Origin of the sequence: Flavobacterium sp. LC2016-13 (assembly GCF_009707955.1) — a bacterium.
Classification (GTDB): Bacteria; Bacteroidota; Bacteroidia; order Flavobacteriales; family Flavobacteriaceae; genus Flavobacterium.
The window spans coordinates 399,770-417,964 of sequence record NZ_WMDQ01000001.1; the positions used below are offsets into that span (position 1 = coordinate 399,770).

At 32.3% G+C, this 18,195-nt stretch carries 20 protein-coding genes; 1 reads left to right on the plus strand and 19 read right to left on the minus strand.

The window, feature by feature from the left end:
- Positions 1–21: 21 nt before the first annotated feature.
- From GKZ86_RS01825 to GKZ86_RS01855, 7 genes are all read right to left on the minus strand, one after another.
- On the minus strand, positions 22–276 hold the full coding sequence (locus GKZ86_RS01825; protein ID WP_154781423.1) for a hypothetical protein: 255 nt from the start codon (positions 274–276) through the stop codon (positions 22–24).
- A gap of 9 nt (positions 277–285) precedes the next feature.
- Positions 286–1,578 (minus strand): efflux RND transporter periplasmic adaptor subunit, encoded by a 1,293-nt coding sequence (locus GKZ86_RS01830; protein ID WP_154781424.1) that lies wholly within the window; start codon positions 1,576–1,578, stop codon positions 286–288.
- Between the two features lie 6 nt (positions 1,579–1,584).
- Positions 1,585–3,036, minus strand: a complete 1,452-nt coding sequence (locus GKZ86_RS01835; RefSeq protein ID WP_154781425.1) for a TolC family protein — start codon at positions 3,034–3,036, stop codon at positions 1,585–1,587.
- Between the two features lie 80 nt (positions 3,037–3,116).
- Positions 3,117–4,232, minus strand: a complete 1,116-nt coding sequence (locus GKZ86_RS01840; protein WP_154781426.1) for an efflux RND transporter periplasmic adaptor subunit — start codon at positions 4,230–4,232, stop codon at positions 3,117–3,119.
- Between the two features lie 43 nt (positions 4,233–4,275).
- Complete coding sequence (locus GKZ86_RS01845; protein WP_154781427.1) at positions 4,276–5,541, minus strand: ABC transporter permease; 1,266 nt, start codon at positions 5,539–5,541, stop codon at positions 4,276–4,278.
- A gap of 2 nt (positions 5,542–5,543) precedes the next feature.
- A complete protein-coding gene (locus tag GKZ86_RS01850; protein ID WP_154781428.1) occupies positions 5,544–6,788 on the minus strand; it encodes an ABC transporter permease in 1,245 nt (414 codons plus the stop codon).
- A complete protein-coding gene (locus GKZ86_RS01855; RefSeq protein WP_154781429.1) occupies positions 6,781–7,482 on the minus strand; it encodes an ABC transporter ATP-binding protein in 702 nt (233 codons plus the stop codon). The genes GKZ86_RS01850 and GKZ86_RS01855 overlap by 8 nt, the downstream gene beginning before the upstream one ends.
- Positions 7,483–7,658: 176 nt before the next feature.
- On the opposite strand from GKZ86_RS01855, the gene GKZ86_RS01860 reads away from it, so the two are divergent.
- Positions 7,659–9,065 carry a DUF4403 family protein gene (locus GKZ86_RS01860; RefSeq protein WP_154781430.1) on the plus strand — a complete coding sequence of 469 codons (1,407 nt, stop codon included), beginning with the start codon at positions 7,659–7,661 and terminating at the stop codon, positions 9,063–9,065.
- A gap of 22 nt (positions 9,066–9,087) precedes the next feature.
- On the opposite strand, the gene GKZ86_RS01865 is transcribed toward GKZ86_RS01860, so the two are convergent.
- From GKZ86_RS01865 to gcvH, 12 genes are all read right to left on the minus strand, one after another.
- Complete coding sequence (locus GKZ86_RS01865; RefSeq protein ID WP_228526609.1) at positions 9,088–9,345, minus strand: hypothetical protein; 258 nt, start codon at positions 9,343–9,345, stop codon at positions 9,088–9,090.
- A gap of 34 nt (positions 9,346–9,379) precedes the next feature.
- Positions 9,380–9,919 carry a DUF420 domain-containing protein gene (locus GKZ86_RS01870; RefSeq protein ID WP_154781432.1) on the minus strand — a complete coding sequence of 180 codons (540 nt, stop codon included), beginning with the start codon at positions 9,917–9,919 and terminating at the stop codon, positions 9,380–9,382.
- 2 nt (positions 9,920–9,921) lie between these two features.
- Positions 9,922–10,611, minus strand: a complete 690-nt coding sequence (locus GKZ86_RS01875) for an SCO family protein (protein ID WP_154781433.1) — start codon at positions 10,609–10,611, stop codon at positions 9,922–9,924.
- Between the two features lie 12 nt (positions 10,612–10,623).
- A complete protein-coding gene (locus tag GKZ86_RS01880) occupies positions 10,624–11,280 on the minus strand; it encodes a hypothetical protein (RefSeq protein WP_154781434.1) in 657 nt (218 codons plus the stop codon).
- 78 nt (positions 11,281–11,358) lie between these two features.
- Positions 11,359–11,715, minus strand: coding sequence for a cytochrome C oxidase subunit IV family protein (locus GKZ86_RS01885; protein WP_154781435.1), 357 nt, complete (start codon positions 11,713–11,715; stop codon positions 11,359–11,361).
- 18 nt (positions 11,716–11,733) lie between these two features.
- On the minus strand, positions 11,734–12,714 hold the full coding sequence (locus GKZ86_RS01890) for a cytochrome c oxidase subunit 3 (protein WP_154781436.1): 981 nt from the start codon (positions 12,712–12,714) through the stop codon (positions 11,734–11,736).
- 42 nt (positions 12,715–12,756) lie between these two features.
- Positions 12,757–13,344, minus strand: a complete 588-nt coding sequence (locus tag GKZ86_RS01895; protein WP_133507349.1) for a cytochrome c oxidase subunit 3 — start codon at positions 13,342–13,344, stop codon at positions 12,757–12,759.
- A 2-nt stretch (positions 13,345–13,346) separates the two neighbouring features.
- Complete coding sequence (gene cyoE / locus GKZ86_RS01900; RefSeq protein ID WP_154781437.1) at positions 13,347–14,249, minus strand: heme o synthase; 903 nt, start codon at positions 14,247–14,249, stop codon at positions 13,347–13,349.
- A gap of 155 nt (positions 14,250–14,404) precedes the next feature.
- Entirely contained in the window at positions 14,405–16,543 is a 2,139-nt protein-coding gene (locus tag GKZ86_RS01905) for a gliding motility protein RemB (RefSeq protein ID WP_154781438.1), read from the minus strand.
- Positions 16,544–17,287, minus strand: a complete 744-nt coding sequence (gene deoC, locus GKZ86_RS01910) for a deoxyribose-phosphate aldolase (protein WP_154781439.1) — start codon at positions 17,285–17,287, stop codon at positions 16,544–16,546.
- Positions 17,288–17,400: 113 nt separating this feature from the next.
- Positions 17,401–17,784, minus strand: coding sequence for a VanZ family protein (locus GKZ86_RS01915; protein ID WP_194632574.1), 384 nt, complete (start codon positions 17,782–17,784; stop codon positions 17,401–17,403).
- Positions 17,777–18,157: a glycine cleavage system protein GcvH gene (gene gcvH, locus GKZ86_RS01920; RefSeq protein ID WP_059117984.1), complete on the minus strand. Its 381-nt coding sequence runs from the start codon at positions 18,155–18,157 to the stop codon at positions 17,777–17,779. Before gcvH ends, GKZ86_RS01915 begins: the two co-directional genes overlap by 8 nt.
- Positions 18,158–18,195: the final 38 nt, after the last annotated feature.

The window sequence follows — 18,195 nt, forward strand, 5'->3', positions numbered from 1 at the left end:
AAAGTGTTTTTTATTAAAAAATTATGTAAAAATTGAAGTTGCAAAAATAAAGGTTAATAACCAAAATAACAGAAATGCCACACCTAAATTTGCTAATAAAAAGCCTAAATATATAATCAGTCTTTTTTCTATTGCAAAATATTTAAATTTATAATTATAATATTCTGTCTTATAGACACTGTAATGCACCCATATCAAATAAATAACTACAGTAATAAAAGCACCTAATAAACTGAAAAGCATTTCTGCCGGAACTCCATGTAATGCAATAATCATACTATTGATCTACTTTTTGGGAGCATCCGTTTTTTTAAGCTTCACTTTATCCCCAGAATTCAATTCTTTAGATACCGTTGTATATGGCCCCGTAATGACAACATCTCCAGGTTTTAAGCCAGACATTACTTCAATATTAGTATCGTCCTGAATACCTGTTTTAATGATTGTTATTTTAGCTTTATCATCAACTTTTACAAAAACACATTCGAATTTCTTATCGCTTTTTGGTGTTGCTTTTTTATCTTCGCTTGGATCTTCAACTTTAAAATCTTTTACTGCAGTAGTATCTGATTTTACAACAACTGAACTGATTGGCACTGCCAAAACATTTGTTTTTGTTTTTGTAATAATATCAACTGTAGCAGTCATTCCGGGTCTGAAAGGTGAATATGCAGCTGGCTGACCTTCTAGTAAATCCTGATATGATTCTTTTAGAATACGAACTTTTACTTTAAAATTAGTTACCTGATCTGATGTTAATGTAGTACTGGCAGAATTAGAAATACTGGTTACAACTCCTTTAAATTTCTTTTTTAAATAAGCATCAACTTCAACATTGGCTTCATCTCCAATTTTAATTTTTACAATATCATTTTCGTTTACATCAACTTCAACTTCCATATTGTTTAGGTTGGCAACTCTCAAAAGTTCTGTTCCCGCCATTTGTTGCGTTCCTAAAACTCTTTCACCCAACTCAACATTTAAAACTGAAATTGTTCCGTCTGCAGGAGCATAAATTAAAGTACGTCCAAGGTTGTCTTTTGCTTCTGTTACAGATGCAGATGCACTTTGAACATTATAATAAGAGCTTTGTCTTGTCGCTTTTGCAACTTCAAAAGTAGCGATTGATTTATCCCAGTCTGATTTTGAAATTACTCCTTTATCGTACAATGTTTTATTACGCTCGTAACTTGCCTTTGCTTCTTTAAAATTTGCTTCAGACTGTGTTAAACTGGCTTTTGTTCCTGATAAATTTGCAACTGATCTGTCTAGTCCTGAAGTATATAAATCAGGATTTATTTTTACCAATAAATCTCCTTTTTTAACAACCTGACCTTCTTTTACATTTAATGCAATAATTTCACCCGAAACCATTGATGAAAGTTTTACTTCAATTTCGGGTTGAATTTTTCCTGTTGCAGAAACGGTTTCAACAATAGTTGATGCTACAACTTTTGAAATCTCTACTTCTTTTCCTTCATCCTTATTTCCTATTACTCCCGCTTTTGAAAGACCAACTAATATTGCAATGATAACTATTGCACCGCCGACTAAGAAATAAATTGTTTTTTTTGACATAGTAAATTATTTTGTGATAATTGGAACGATTGGAATCCCAAAGTAAAATTCAAGTATTTTTATTTTGAACATGTAATCATATTTTGTTCTTATAACCTCTGATTGTGCATTGGTTAACAATGTTTGTGCTTGTGTGAAATCGAATGAATTCATCAAACCTACATCGTATTTTTCTTTTGCATAATTATAAGCCTGCTGTCTTGCTTCTAAAGTTACTGTCGAAGATTCATAGGCATTTAAAGCTCCTTTAGCATCTGTAAAAGCAGTATAAACATTACGTTGCAAATCTAAACTTTTTTGCTCTAAATCTATTTTAGATTTCTCTAAACTTACTTTACTTCTTTCAACATTATTTCTAACAGAAAAGCCATTAAAAATTGGAACAGAAAGCTGAAGTCCAAATGATTGTCCTTTATTATCATTAAATTGATCTAAAATAGGAGCCGGTCCACCTAAAGTTGGAGAATAATTCGGTTCTAAAACTGCCTGATTTGTTCCTTCTACATAACCTATTTGTCTTGTTGGGTTTGCAGTATTTAAAGTAGAACCAGTAATAATATCTGAATAACTAGCTCTTGTATTAAAATTATAAAAAGCACTCAAAGTTGGCTGATATGCACCTTTTGCAATAATAACATTTCTCTCAGCAATTTCAAGATTAGTCTGTGCTAATTTTAATTCTGTTCTGGTTTCTTTTGCTTTATTGTAAATATCAATTGGACTTTGTGCCATGATATTGTTTTCGTCTTTTACATCTGTATTGTCGATTACATCAAAATCAGCAAACTCTTTTAACTGTAATAATTGGGCCAAACTTAATTTAGAAATTAATACACTATTCTCTGCAACAATAATTGCTTGTTGATCTGTTGCAGCAGTTGCTTTTAAATCATACAAATCGCCACGCGGAATTGTTCCTGCATTTACCATTTCTTCAGAACGGGCCAAACGTTTTTGATCAATAGCCAGCTGCTCTTTTTTAACTTTTAAATTTTCCTTATTGAAAAGAATTTCTAAAAATGCATTCGCAACATTCAATGAAATATCTTCCTGCATTTTCGTCAATTGATATTGTGATGCAATGATAGCCAGTTTAGTTCTGCGAAGTGTATTTTGGTTTTGCAAACCTTTATAAAGATCAACACCTACAGAAGCTCCAATAGATGAATATTGAGTTGTCGAATTTTGAAGCAAACCTGTTGTAATATTTTGATTCAGACCAATGTTCCAGGAATGCGAAGCATTTGCATTTACAGAAGGTAGAAAGTTACCTAAAGCACCTCTTTTATCTATCACTGCATTTTTCACATCCAATTCAGATAATTTGATTGTGATGTTATTGTCTAATGCGTATCGAACACATTCTTCCAGAGTCCATTGTTTTGGCTGAGTTTGAGCTGACAAAGTCAACCCGCATAACAAAGCAAAAACAAGACTATTATATTTATTTATTTTCATATATTTTAGATGAAAGTATAGCAAGCAAGCTACACAAATTTAACATTTTTTAAAACCAAAAAAACCTTTACAATTTCAAATTATTTTTTTTCTCCTTCAGTAATTAATCCCTGATTCCAGATTTTAATTTTATCTGTGGCACTAATTCCGCTTTTAACCTGAACATAAATTCCGTCACTAACTCCTAAAACTAAATCTCTTCTTTGAAATTTTTGCGGAGCAGTTTCAATTTCAACATAAGGTTTTTGTGTTTTTTTGTCAAATTGAACCAATGATTCTTTGATTGCCAAAACTTTATCTGCTTTTTCTAAAATAATAGAAGCATTCGCGCTTAAACCGGCTCTAATAAAAGTAGCGTCTCTGTTTTCTAATGAAGCTTTAATTTCAAACTGAATTGCACCATTTTCTACTACACCTTTTGGAGCAATATCAGTTAAAACAGCAATAAATTTTTTGTTTTCAATAGCTCCAACTGTAATCTCAATTGGCATTTTTTCTTTTATTTTTCCAACTTCAGATTCATCTATTTTTCCAATAAAAATCATTCTTCCCACATCAGCAACACTTGCAATTGTAGTTCCTTCATTAAAGTTATTACTTTCAATAACCTGATTTCCTACTTTTACGGGAACAGCTAAAACCATTCCGTTTACTGTTGAACGAATTAGTGTATTTGCATAGGTTCCTAATGAAGTTGTCGTTCCTGTTTTTACAATATCTAAACTTTGTCTCGCTGCCTGATAGTTTTGTTTGGCTTGCGTATAAGTTAATTGTGCAGCATCAAAATCGTTTGCAGAAATAACATCTTTATCAAACAATGTTTTCTGTCTTTTATAGATTTTTTCCTGATTATCTAAAGCAATTTTAGCGGTTTGCACCTGATTTTGAGTTGTGCTCACATTCGATACGTTGGCAACAACTCTAATTTTGGCAATCATATCGCCTGCTTTGATTTTTTCACCTGCTTTAATATACACTTGTTCAATAATTCCCGAGATGTTTGGTTTGATTAGGACTTCTTCATCCGGCTGAATATTACCTGTCGCAATAGTACTTTTTACGATCGTTTTAATTTCTGCTTTCTCCGTTTTAAATACAATTGGAGATTCTTGATTTTTAGCGTATAAATAATATAATGCGCCAAAGAAAACTATAGCAATAAAAATTAAAATGGTTACAGTTACTCCTTTTTTCATTTTGTTTTTGGTTTAATTCGATTATTTTTTTGATTGATAATTTTTATTCTGTTCGTAAAGCATCTACCGGCTTTACATTAATTGCGGTTTGGGCCGGAATAAATCCTGCCAATAAACCTGATCCTACTAATATTAATAATGCAACAAATACAACTCCTAAATCAACGCTCGGATTGGCGAACATTGTATTGCTTCCTGGCGGCATCGAATCTAAAGCCATATTCAGCAATGCGATAATTCCTGTGGCTACAGCAATGCCTAACATCCCTGAAATGATTGTTAAAAAAATAGCTTCTGATAAAATTTGTCCGCGAATAGCTGCCGGCGTTGCGCCTAAAGCTCTTCGAATTCCTATTTCTTTTGTACGTTCTTTAACTACAATAAGCATGATATTCGAAATTCCGATAACTCCGGAAATCAAAACCAAAGTTCCTACAAAATAAGCAATGATATTTAAAATACTAAAAAGACTTTGCACTTTATTAAACTGCTCGTATAAATCAAAATTTCCTACTGCTCTGTCATCTGCAGGATTTATAGAATGCAGTGCTCTTATTTGTTCTAAAATTTTTGGTTTCAAAGAAGTAATTGATGTTTCGTCTTTTGCCGTTAATGCCATCCATCCTACTTTATCTCCATAATTAAAGGCTTGTTGAAAAGTCGTAAACGGCATAAAGATATTCTTTTGTTCCTGTTCAGCATTTCCTCCTTGTTGTTTAGATTTATAAACACCAACAACCATAAAATTAATTCCATTTACTTTAACGTACGTTCCAATCACCTCTTCTTCTTTTCCATAAAGTTCAGAAATAACACCTTTCCCAATAACAGCTATTTTTCGTCTTTCAAGAATATCCTGTTGGTTTATAAAACGCCCTTTTATAATATCCATCGGCTGTTGTTTAATCAGCTCCGGATAATCTCCATAAATTGTAAAAGAAGAAGTTTTTGTTCCGCGTACTACATTATTTGTCCCGTTAAAATCACCTAATTGATTTCTTGGAGAAACATATAATAAATCCGGAAAAGCTTGTTTTAAAGCCATTACATCACTATTTCTAAAATCATAGCGACGTGTTTTTGGCAATCCTTTATATGCTTTTGATGTTGTCTGACTCCACATAAACATTGTGTTTGTCGCAATACCGTCAAAACCTTTTTTAATTCCGTTTTCTAATCCATTTCCGGCTGCAAGTAATATTACTAAAATAAATATACCCCAAAACACCCCAAAAGCAGTTAGAACCGTTCTGAAAACATTGGCTGTTAAAGCCTGTAAAATCTCATCCCAATTATCTTTATTAAACATAATTATTCGTCTCTAAGTGCTACAATAGGTTTTATTTTGGCTGCTCTGTAAGCTGGGAAAAATCCGGCGAGTGCGCCTGCAAATACAAGTAAAACAAGTGTTGTTAAAGCCACACTAAAATCGACTTGCGGATTTCTGAAATACTCGCTTTGTACCATTGGTCCAACAAATTCCAACAATAATAAACTTGCCAGCAATCCCGTAAATCCGGCAATCGTAGTTATAAAAATAGATTCGTGAAGTATCATCGAAATAATCGAAAATGGAGATGCACCAAGTGCTTTTCTGATTCCAATTTCTTTTGTTCTTTCTTTTACAATAATTAGCATAATATTACTTACACCAACAACTCCGGCAATAATAGTACAAATACCAACCCACCAAAAGAACAATCTGATATAAAGATTTAAATCATAAAACTGTTTGGCATCTTTAACCGAATTATAAGCATTTATTCCGCCATCATCTTCTGGAGCTACAACATTTTTACTTTTTAGCAAATTTTTTAAATCCTGCGTAAATTTTTCAGATTGTGCCAAAGCTTCATCATAATCATTTGTCTTTTTTAAAGTAAAAAACAAATTACTAATTTTATCTCCTGCCCCAAAAGCTCTTTGTACCGTAGTTTTAGGCAAATAAGCTCTTGTTTCTTCTCTTTCTCCACCAGGATCTGTAAAAACCCCTACTACTTTAAAATTGATATTACTAATCGAGATTTCTTTTCCTAATGCATCTTTATCTTTAAACAAATCGGTTTTGACTTTCATTCCAATTGTCGCCACTTTTTCATTATTAGCTAAATCTTTAGCATTAATAAATCGGCCCTGAACAATCGTCAAATTTTCAATTCCGCCATAATCAGGATCAACTCCTCTGTATTGGTAACTTCCAGATTCTTTTCCATAAGAGAAAGCTGCTCCCCAATAATTCTGTGTTGAAGCTCTCAAATCTAATTTATCCTCAAATTTCTGAACAGATTGTGAGTAATCACTATTTCTAAACTGAATTTGTCTTCCGGGATTCAATCCTTTATATTCTTTGGTTGTTGTACCAGACCAAACTTCAATAATTCCGGCGGCATCGCGCTCGAATTGTTTTTCAATTCCGTTCTGAAGCCCTTTTCCGGCTCCCAGCAAAATCACCAAAATAAAAATCCCTGAAGCTACAGAAACTCCAGTCAAAAAAGTTCTTAACCTGTTTTTAGAGATTGCTTCAAATATTTCCTGCCAACGTTCAATATTAAACATAAGATGTAGCTCTAACTTGTTCTACCATTTTATCATCTATAATAAGTCCGTCTTTCAGGACCACATTTCTTTTGCACATTGCGGCAATATCAGGCTCGTGTGTAACAATTAAGATGGTTTTACCTTCATCATTAATTCCCTGAATAAGTTCCATTACTTCGTAAGAAGTTTTAGTATCCAAAGCTCCTGTTGGTTCATCGGCCAATAAAACTTTTGGGTTCGATGCCAAAGCTCTTGCAATCGCCACACGTTGTTTTTGACCTCCTGAAAGTTCGCTTGGTAAATGGTGCGAATGCGATCCCAAACCAACTTTTTCTAAATATCTCATTGCAATCTCGTAACGCTCTTTTCTTTTTATACCTTGATAATACAATGGCATAGCAACGTTATCGAGTGCAGTTTTATAATTGATTAAATTGAAAGATTGAAAAACAAATCCCAAAAACTTATTTCGATATTTTGAAGCAATCGTTTCGTTAAGTTTTTTTATCGGGGTTTTATCTAAAATATAACTGCCAGAATCTGCCTCATCCAAAATTCCCAAAATATTAAGAAGCGTCGATTTTCCTGATCCTGAAGATCCCATAATCGCAACCAGTTCGCCTTCCTGAATATTAAAGTTTATTCCTTTTAACACATGCAACTCTGAACTTCCCATTTTATAGGATTTGTGCAAATCTTTGATTTCGATCATGATCTTGTTAAATTTAACGACAATAATAATATTTTTATTAAGTAATTTATGATAATAAAACGTTAATAGTTTGATTTCATTATTACAATAAGACTCTATTTATTATCAATTGTTACACTTATTTAAAATAATATAATTGTTTTCTTAATTTTGCATCACTCAAAAAAATCATAACAATGAAGTTTTTTTCAACACTTTCTTTATTTACGCTACTTACCGTACTTTTTAGCTGTTCAACAACTCAAAAATTAGAAACTTTAAAACCTGAACCAGATGATGCAAGTCCATTAGTTTATGACAGCAATCCATCGTTTATTAATCTGCCAATTACTGTAAAACTTCATGATATTGAAAATCAAACCAATACTCTTTTAAATGGTTTAATTTATGAAGATAATAACATTGAAGATGATGATATCGAAATGAAGATTTGGAAACAGGCTCCTATAAAAATTCAAAATGATCCTGCAAATCCGGATAAAAAAATAAAAACGATTCTTCCTTTAAAAGCAACAATTAAATACCGCATTGGTACTAAAAAATTAGGCGTTGAACTTTATGATACGCGCGAATTCAACTTAAATGGGATAATTACTTTATCTAGCGAAGTTGCTCTGACGAACTGGAAGCTAAATACGAAAACTGAATTCAAATCTCTTGACTGGAACGAAAGCCCAACGATGAGTGTTTTCGGGAAAAACATGCCAATAACTTATTTAGTTAATCCGGCAATTTCTATTTTTAAATCAAAAATTGAAAAAAGTATTGATGATGCGATCGAAAAATCTATGGATTTTAAACCGAATGTTTTGTCGGCTTTAGAAAAAATCTGTACTCCGTTTAAAATGAGTGATACTTTTGAGACTTGGTTACGAATTGTTCCGGTTGAAGTTTATTCGACGAATGCAAAACTTAAGAACGATTTGTTTTTATTAGACATGGGAATGAAATGCAACATGGAGACTATTGTTGGCAAGCAACCTGATTCTAAATTCAATGCGAGTAAAATTGTTTTGAAACCTGTGGCTAAAATTCCGAATCAAATTGCTGCTAATATTGCTGCGATTTCAACTTATGCCGATGCTTCTAAAATTATGACCCAAAATTTTGCAGGCCAGGAATTTGGTTCAGGAAGCAAAAAAGTTACAGTGAAAAATGTAGCAATCTGGCATAAAAATGATAAAATGATTATAGCGCTTGATGTTTTAGGATCTGTAAACGGGACCATATATGTAACCGGATTTCCACAATATAATCCTCAAACTAAAGAAATATATTTTGACAAATTAGATTATGTTTTAGATACCAAAAGCAAATTAATGCGAACTGCAAGCTGGCTTGCTCAAGGTTATATTCTGAAGAAAATGGAAGAAAGCTGTCGTTATTCTATACAAACCAATTTAGAAGAAGGCAAAAAAAGTATGGCTGCTTATCTTAAAAACTATTCTCCAATGCCCGGCGTTTTTGTAAACGGAAAAATGGAAGATATTCAGTTTGATAAAATTCAACTCACAAATCAGGCTATAATTGCCTTTATAAAGATAAACGGAACTGTAAATGTTTCTGTTGATGGACTGAAATAACAAAAAGAAAAAGGCAGAATAATTATTCTGCCTTTTTCTTTTTCGATTGGTACATCCTATAAATTAGAACTCCAATTAAAGCCACAAGCAAATACGGAATAACCATTAAGTAAACAATTCCGTCATTTACAGCTTCTGCTTTTTTTACATTAGAATCTCCCGCAAGAGCAGCACGGCACATTGCGCATTGTGCATTTGCGCTCAGAGAAAAGAAAATAGAGAAAAGAGCATAGAAACATTTCGTTGAGAAAAAATTCACCAATCTACTTCTATCTACCATTCTATTTTCTTTATACTTTATTCTATTTTCTATTTTAAACATAATAAGGAGAAATCATTAAGTAAACCACAACGCCTGTAACAGCAACGTACAACCAAAGTGGAAATGTTATTTTAGCTATTTTTCTATGCCTGTCAAATCGTTCTGCAAGAGCTCTTACATACGTTATTAAAACCAAAGGAATAATAGCGATAGATAACAAAATATGTGTTATTAAAATAAAGAAATACACGAAACGAATTATTCCTTCACCTCTAAATTTAGTAGAATCTGTTGTCATATGATAAGCTACGTACATAACCAGAAACGCAACTGACAAAGCAATAGCAAAAGTCATTAAGCGCTCATGAAGCTTTCGTTTTCCGCTTTTAATAGCTATTACCGCCCAAACTAATACAATTGCTGTAATACCATTGGTTGTTGCGTAAATTGGCGGCAAAAAAGGAAGTGGTTCTACATGAAACCCTAAATCTTTTAATTTAACTCCGAATAAAATACCTACTACAACCGGAATTATAATTGAAACTGCAATAATAAATTTGCTGAATTTTTTTTCTAATGAATGATCTTCCATTTTTATTCTTCTAATAATATTTTAATATCCTCCTGAATGTCTCTAACTCCTTTTTTATCTAAACCGTCATAATACAAAATTGGATTTCCAAATTCATCCTTACGACAACGAATATTTCCGTCTTTATCAATTAAAGCAAATAAACCTGAGTGTTCAAAACCTCCATTTACTTTAGAATTTTCTCCGGCATACAAATTAAATCCTTTATTAGATAAATCCATAATAGTGGCTTTATCACCCGTTAAAAAATTCCAGTTAGATGATTTAACTCCCAATAGTTTTGCGTGCTCTTTTAAAATTTGTGCTGTATCATGATTTGGATCAATTGTTATGGAAACAATTCCAAAATTAGGATTACCAAAAAATGTTTTCTCAATTTCTAACATGCTCAAGTTCATTTTCGGGCAAATTGACGGACATGTTGTAAAGAAAAACTCTAACACATATACTTTTCCTTTATAGGTTTGATTTGATACTTTAACGTTATCCTGATTTGTTAATTCAAATTTTGGTGCAGGACCAATTGTCAACAATTTTGCATCAGATTTTGAAGATTTTAAACCAACATTATCTAAACGATTTCCTTTTACCACTTCACCATTTTTTACTCTTTCTACAATTTTAGGCACAGCATAAATTCCGAAGATTAAAATGATAAACGAAATTCCGATATAAGATTTATTTTTAAACATTATGATTTCAATTTAAAGTTGTTTAGTGGCGTTGTGATTTTTCTTAAGGGCTGCACGATATTCATATAAAATGATTTTAAAATCATCCAGCATTTCGTTGCTTAATTCAGATGGATGAAAAGTATCGTATCCTTCTTTGTATTCATCCTTTTTATCTTTATTTCCACCTTTACGGCCTCTTAGATTTCTTTCTTTATCTACAATATAAACATTAGGAGTTCCGAGATTTTTATCTAGTTTTCCTTTCAAATGTAATTGCTTATAGAAAGCCTCAATTTCTGCCGGAGGCGCAAAAACAAAATTCCATCCCTTAACATCTGTAAAAGGCTTAAGCGCATCAACTACCTTTTGAGCTTCAATTTCTGTACCTAAAGGGCAAATTACTACAAACTGAAGATCTTCGAAACCATAATAGCGTTTGTAAATTTTTTCATTAAGATTAAAGTAATTTCCTCTGCTGTTTAAGATATCAGAACCGGAAAAACCTAAAACAGTAATTTTTTTATCGAGAGATACTTTTTTGCCGTCTAAAGATTTCCAATTTCCAAAGTCAGCAATTTTGGGAGTAATTACGGGAAGTTTTGTAAAACTATTTACACCTGAAGCAAAAAACAAATAGGCTACAATTGGCAAAACAAAAAGCACAAAAAGAACTATATTTTTTTTCATTGTATTAATGGAAGTTATTGAGGTACAAAAATAAAAAAAGCTCCGTTAAACGGAGCTTCTTTTCGAATTAATATCATGTTAAAAATTCCATTTAATAGTAGAATCTTTAAAAACCCCATAAATATAATGTCCTTCTGTCAACAGAATAAACAATAAATATAATACCAGGAAGATAACTGGCGATACAACAGACCATCTAAGGCTGCTTTTTTCACCTTCCATGTGCATGAATGCCCATACTATAAAATAAGCTTTGACAATTGTCAGGATATAGAAAATCCAGTTCAATAAATTCAAACCTACAAAATGACTAAACTCTAATCCTTCGGGTTTTATAATACCCAAAATAACCTCTACTGTAGTTATTACAGACAGTAATCCAAAAACAAACCAGATTCTTTTTGTATTTGATACGTATTCGTGGCCGTGTGACATAATGATAAATCTTAAAAATTAAACTAAGTAGAAAACTGTAAATACAAATACCCAAACTAAGTCGACAAAGTGCCAGTATAAACCAACTTTCTCTACCATTTCGTAGCTTCTTCTTTTTTCGTAAGTACCTAATAATACATTAAAGAAAATAATGATATTAATGATAACTCCAGAAAATACGTGGAATCCGTGGAATCCTGTAATGAAGAAAAAGAAATCAGCAAACAATTTACTTCCGTATTCGTTTCTTGTTAGGTTTGCACCTTCTACAACGTATTTTGCTGTACTTAAACGAGTTTCAGAATCTGCTCTTGATAAAATAGTTTTCTTCTTTTTCTCAGTAAGTGTTTCAGTTCTTATTAACAAATCAGGATGAGCTTTAAAACCAGCCTGAATTTCAGCAACAGAATATGTTGGCACTGTTTCAGCACTTTCCATAAACCATTTCCCTTTTGCTCTTGTAAGCGCTTCCGGTTGTTCCGGTAATTTTACAGCAAACTCTTCAAGAGCTACTCTTTTACCATCTTTATCAACAAACTGCAACAAACTTCCTCCTACTGTTTCAACAGCACCGTACTCACCTTTAATGAAGTTTTTCCATTCCCAAGCTTGAGAACCTACGAAAATAAAACCTCCAATAATAGTTAAGAACATATAAATTGCAACTTTTGTTTTTTTCAATTGATGACCAGCATCAACAGCCAAAACCATTGTTACAGATGAGAAAATTAAAATAAAAGTCATTAAGGCTACATAATACATTGGAGCCGAAACACCATGCATAAATGGGAAGTGAGTAAACACTTCATCAGCCAATGGCCAAGTTTCAATAAATTTAAATCTAGAAAAACCATAAGCAGCCAGGAATCCAGAGAATGTCAGGGCATCTGATACGATAAAAAACCACATCATCATTTTACCATAACTTGCTCCTAATGGCTCATTGCCGCCTCCCCAAGTTTTTTCTTCGTTATTTGCAGTAGTAACTGTCGCTTCCATAAAAGATATTCGTTAAAAAGTTCCCAAATTTACGTTTTTTTCTTATTTAAAGAAATATAAAAATAAAAATAAATATACCCATAATAAATCCAAAAAGTGCCAATACATCGCACCTAGTTCTATACCAAGAGTTTGAGTCGAATTGTATTTTTGTTTAAAATGATTATAAATTATAATTAAAAGTGAAATTAGCCCACCAGCTAAGTGCAATAAGTGTGTAACGGTAACTACATAAAGGAAAGTTGTAGTAATTGAGCTACCTTGTCCTGTAAAATAATACCCGCTTTTTACGATTTGTCCAAAACCTACAAATTGTAAAACCACAAATAAAATACCTAATGCTAATGTTCCTAAAAGCAATCCTGTTGTTGCGCTTCTATTATCTTTTTGAATTGCTTTTTTAGCCAGATAAAAAGTAACACTACAACCTATAATAACTGCTGTACTATATAAAAATGCTGTTGGTAATTCGAAATTCTTCAACCAGTCAGCTCTTGATTTACTTACTACAAATGCACTTGTAAGCCCGGCAAACATCATGGTCATACTTACCATTGCGAACAACAAAATCAGTTTTGCCGATTTTGATTTTCTTAATTGTTCCTCACCTGTTGTCATTGTCATTTCCATAACTATCTTAAAAATTTATCTACTATAAATACAATCTGCAATAACGAAATATACGAAACGCTTACCAACATTAATGTTCTTGCTGCTTTTGCTGTTCGTAACTGATACAAACGTACTGCATAAAACAACATCCACAAACCTAATAAAAACACTAAAATCGCAGCGATTGGCGTTATAAACAATTGCCCTGTATAACCTAAAACCGGTAATAATGAAGCAATTATCAACCAAATTGTATATAACATGATTTGCAACGCAGTGCCTTTATCTTTTTTTCCTGTTGGAAGCATAAAGATTCCTGCTTTTTCATAATCTTCATATAAAAACCAGCCAATTGCCCAAAAATGAGGGAATTGCCAGAAAAACTGAATCAAAAATAAAGTCCCTGCTTCTATTCCAAATTCTCCTGTTGCCGCAACCCATCCTAACATAAACGGAATTGCACCGGGAAAAGCACCAACAAATACTGATAACGAAGTTACTGTTTTTAAAGGTGTATATATGCTTGTATATAAAAATATCGAAATTGCAGCAAACATTGCTGATTTTGCATTGATGCTATAAAGTAATGCAATACCAATAATGGCAAGCAAACTTGCAACAAATAGTGCTGTATTAGGAGACATTCTTCCCGAAGGAACCGGACGATTTTTAGTTCGATCCATTAATGAATCAATATCTTTTTCTATTACCTGATTAAAAGCGTTTGAAGCTCCAACCATACAATATCCTCCAATAGACAAAACGATTAAAACACTCCACTTAAAAGGATGATCTGCATTAACACCCAATAAATATCCGGCAATCGAAGAGAATAATACACTAATAGCCAAACCTGCCTTAGTTATTTCTTTGAAATCCTGAAATATTGATTTTAATGAAAATGTATTTTTTGTAGCGTTCAATACAGTAAATATTTGTATGTTTTTTTTGAGTGGTGCAAATGTACAAATTAGATTGTAGAATCCTGAACTATAAATTTAGATTTTTTCAATAAAACCTTTATAAAATAAGGACTTGCAAATCTTTAACACATTATTTCGAAAAATCTTATTAAATCCTAATAATCAAAATACCAATTGAAGATGTCAGAACGCAATCCGATTGTGAACCAAGTTGTATTTTGCTTAAAAGTTGTTGCTGTTTCTTGTGTTGGATCAAAGTTTCTATAAATAAAACTTCCAAAGAACTTCAAATTAGTCATTGGGTTTATTAAATATCCTGTTTGAATATCAGCAATAAAAACATTGGTTGTATTACCCTGTCCTACTTTTACTCCTGTATCGTACGGACGTTTTTCATCATAACTTTTATAAATATTTCCTCCGTAATTATAACTATCCTGTGCAGTATCAAAATCTAAACCTCGTTTACCAACCGTAAATTTTGCATCTGCAAAATAACGTCCGTTATGGTAACGGCCGATTGCTACAAGCTCTTCAAAATTACCTCCCCATTGGTGTCCCATACTTTGGTTATTATGAGCATAATTGGTAATTGCCGCACTATGCGAATACACATAAGGACGCACATGGTTATATTCTAATTGCAACAATAAATCTTTTACTTTAAAAGCATTGAAGTATTTTGCTCCTAATTGGTATCCAAATTTATTTTTCCAGCTATTATCGCCACCTTTTACATCTCCAAATGAAAATTCATCAATTAATAACTGACCGTATAAATTAACACTGTTATTCCATTTATATTTTGCAGACATTCCTAAAAGCGCATTTCCGCTTCTTGAAGAAGAAGCAAACTCAACAGAACGATAAAAAATAATCGGGTTTACAAAATTCACATCAAATCCTCTATTGTTTGTATCTGTCCAAACTACAGATTCAAAGAAACCCATGTTCAATTTATTCGAAACATTCCAGCTCAAATAATGATTCGCCATGTATTTAGATGCATAAGTTTTATCAACTGTTACATCCGGACGAACATCCTTAAGCCACATATAGGTATTGGTGTATTTTATTTTCCAGAAAGTGGTATTGATTTTAAAATACGGATACGGGCTTGCTCCATCACTTTCAAGCAAAGAACGATATCCATCTCCAATAAAATTTCTTCCATAACCTAATTGCAAATCAAAAAACTTGCTTGGTGCATAGGTAAGATTGGCTTCTGCCAAAGGAAAATCGTACGCATCAGTTTTAAATCTTTTTGCGATTCCCATTCCCGGAATAATCGCCGGATTTCCTCCCGAAGGTTTTAGCGTTTCGGCATAATCATTATAATAACCTGCGAATCGACCCTGACTTTCAAAAATTGTCGTTGTAAAATTAATTTCCTTTCCTAAACCTCCTCTAAAATTTAAAGCTCTTGTGTTTACATAAGTAGAAGGATCAATATCTGAAGCTTTACCCATTTGCAAATCAAGAATAGGATTTAATGCCAGCCAATAATCTTCACCTTCAATCTGAACTAAATTCTGATTCCAAAATTTTCTACCCAACCAGGTCGAAACATTTTTTTGAAGTGATTCATTTACTGCTTTTAAATTATAATATTTTGAAACTTCAGCATAAGTATATGGTTTTGAAGCTGTATGATTATTACTTCCAACATGATTCATTGCCCCATCAAATTGTGCATAATAACTATGAGAAAACGGGATATTTAAATGGCTTTCGAACTCCGGATTTGTATATTTTTTATAAACAATACTATCCAGTTCTGTCATTGGTGTTTCAAGTGGCTTCTCAATTTTAGATGCTGCCAAAGCTTCTGCCGCAATTTGATCGGCACTTTTTAAAGGAATTGCTATTGAAATGGTATATTTAGAATATGTTGGTTTTCCGCTGTAAGTTGATGGTTTAATTTTTGGGAATTTACCAAACACGTTTTTAGCTTCTTCTGACAATGCTTCATTTTCAGCACCAACATAAATAACTTTGAATTCTCCATTAATATCTACTTCAAAAAGAACTTTTACTTCTCCAGTATAGTTCGTTTGTTTTAAATTTTCAGGAACTTGAAAATTATTATAAACAAAATCCTGAACTTCTTTATAAAAGCAATTTTCTAATTTTTTAGACTGCAAATTTTCACAATTTGGAAAAACAGGAAATTGTTCGGTTGTAAAACCCGGTTTAACAGAACTATTATTTGTTTCTTGTGAAAATGTAACTAAGGAAGACAGGATAAGAATAAAAGATAAAGAATTCTTAATGATGTAAAATTTGGTTTTCATTTAATATTGATTTGTGGTATTTCCTCCGTTGGCAATTGTTTTTGCTGCCGAAGTTCCAATTCGTTTTACTCCTAAACGAATCATTTCTATTGCTTCATCATACGTTCGAACACCTCCTGCTGCCTTGATTGGCAAAGGCGAAGCGTTCTCCAGCATCATTATAATTGTTGGAATGGTTGCTCCGTTTGGTAAATCATTTTCAGTTTTAAAAAAACCTGTCGATGATTTCACAAAAACAGATGCATAATTTTCTTCTTTAAAATTTGACATTACAATATTTTTTATCAAAGCCGAAAGCTGAATAATTTCTTTATCCGTTAAAGCCGCAACTTCAATAATCCATTTTACTGTTTTATTGTTTGACAATCCAATTTGTGTTCCTAATAAAATTTCCTGTTTTACTAATTCAAGATCTCCATTTTTGAATGCATTGTAATTACAAACAAAATCTAAATCATCTGCACCATTTTCAATCGCTTCTGTGGCTTCTTTAATTTTTGTTTGAGTATCAGACTTACCTTCCGGAAAATCTATAACAGTACCAATAAGTAAAGTTGAATTAGCTTGTACGATCATTTTTTTAGCCAGAGAAACTTGTTCCGGCCGAATCATAATCAATTTAAAACCTTCGGCGATAGCTTCGGCAATTGCATTTGTAACCACAATATTATTTTCTGCTTCTGAAAGTCCGGCTTGAGAGGCAGTTTTTAAGTAAGTAGAATCTAAATATTGTTTAACATTCATGATTTTTAGGCACATGTAGAATTGGGACAAAAATACATTTTAAATTCAAAAAAAATACTCTTTTGAACCTTCATTTTCAGGCAATAAAAAAACCCACCGAAGTGGGAATTATATTATATTCTATCGATTTGCTTTTTAAGAACTATCGCTGTAAAGATTCCTATTGTCGCTCCAATTGCATTTGCTAAAATGTCTGTAACATCAGCTGATCTTGTAGTGGTAAAAACACTTTGCAGAATTTCGATTGTAATTCCGAAAAAAACAGAAAATATAAACGAAATTAAGTACGCTTTATAGTCATCCGGTGCTTTTCCTTTAAGTTCTTTTTTGAAAAATAAAATCCACGAAAAAGTAAATCCGAAATGAAAACAGAAATGAACGATTTTGTCAATACTCGGAAAATTTACCGCAGGAATATTACTTGAATCTGTTAAACAAAAATAAGTGATAACTCCTGAAAGGATAATTGCCCAAAGAAGCAAGAGTTGTTTAGGCACCGATAAGTTGTGTATAAGCTTCGTCAGACAATAAAGAATCTATTTCTGATGCATCAGCAATTTTTATTTTAATCATCCATCCTGCTCCGTAAGGATCAGAGTTTACTGTTTCAGGAGCACTTTCTAAACTTTCATTAAAAGCAATAATTTCTCCTGTTAAAGGCAAAAACAAATCTGAAACTGTTTTTACAGCTTCAACTGTTCCAAAAACCTCATCTTTATCAAGTGTTTGATCTAAAGTCTCTACTTCAACATACACGATATCTCCTAACTCTTTTTGAGCAAAATGAGTAATTCCTACAGTTGCAACATCTCCTTCGATGCTAACCCATTCGTGATCTTTTGTGTACTTTAAATTTGCTGGTATGCTCATAATAGTATGTTTGAAAATTGATAATTTAATAATTTAGT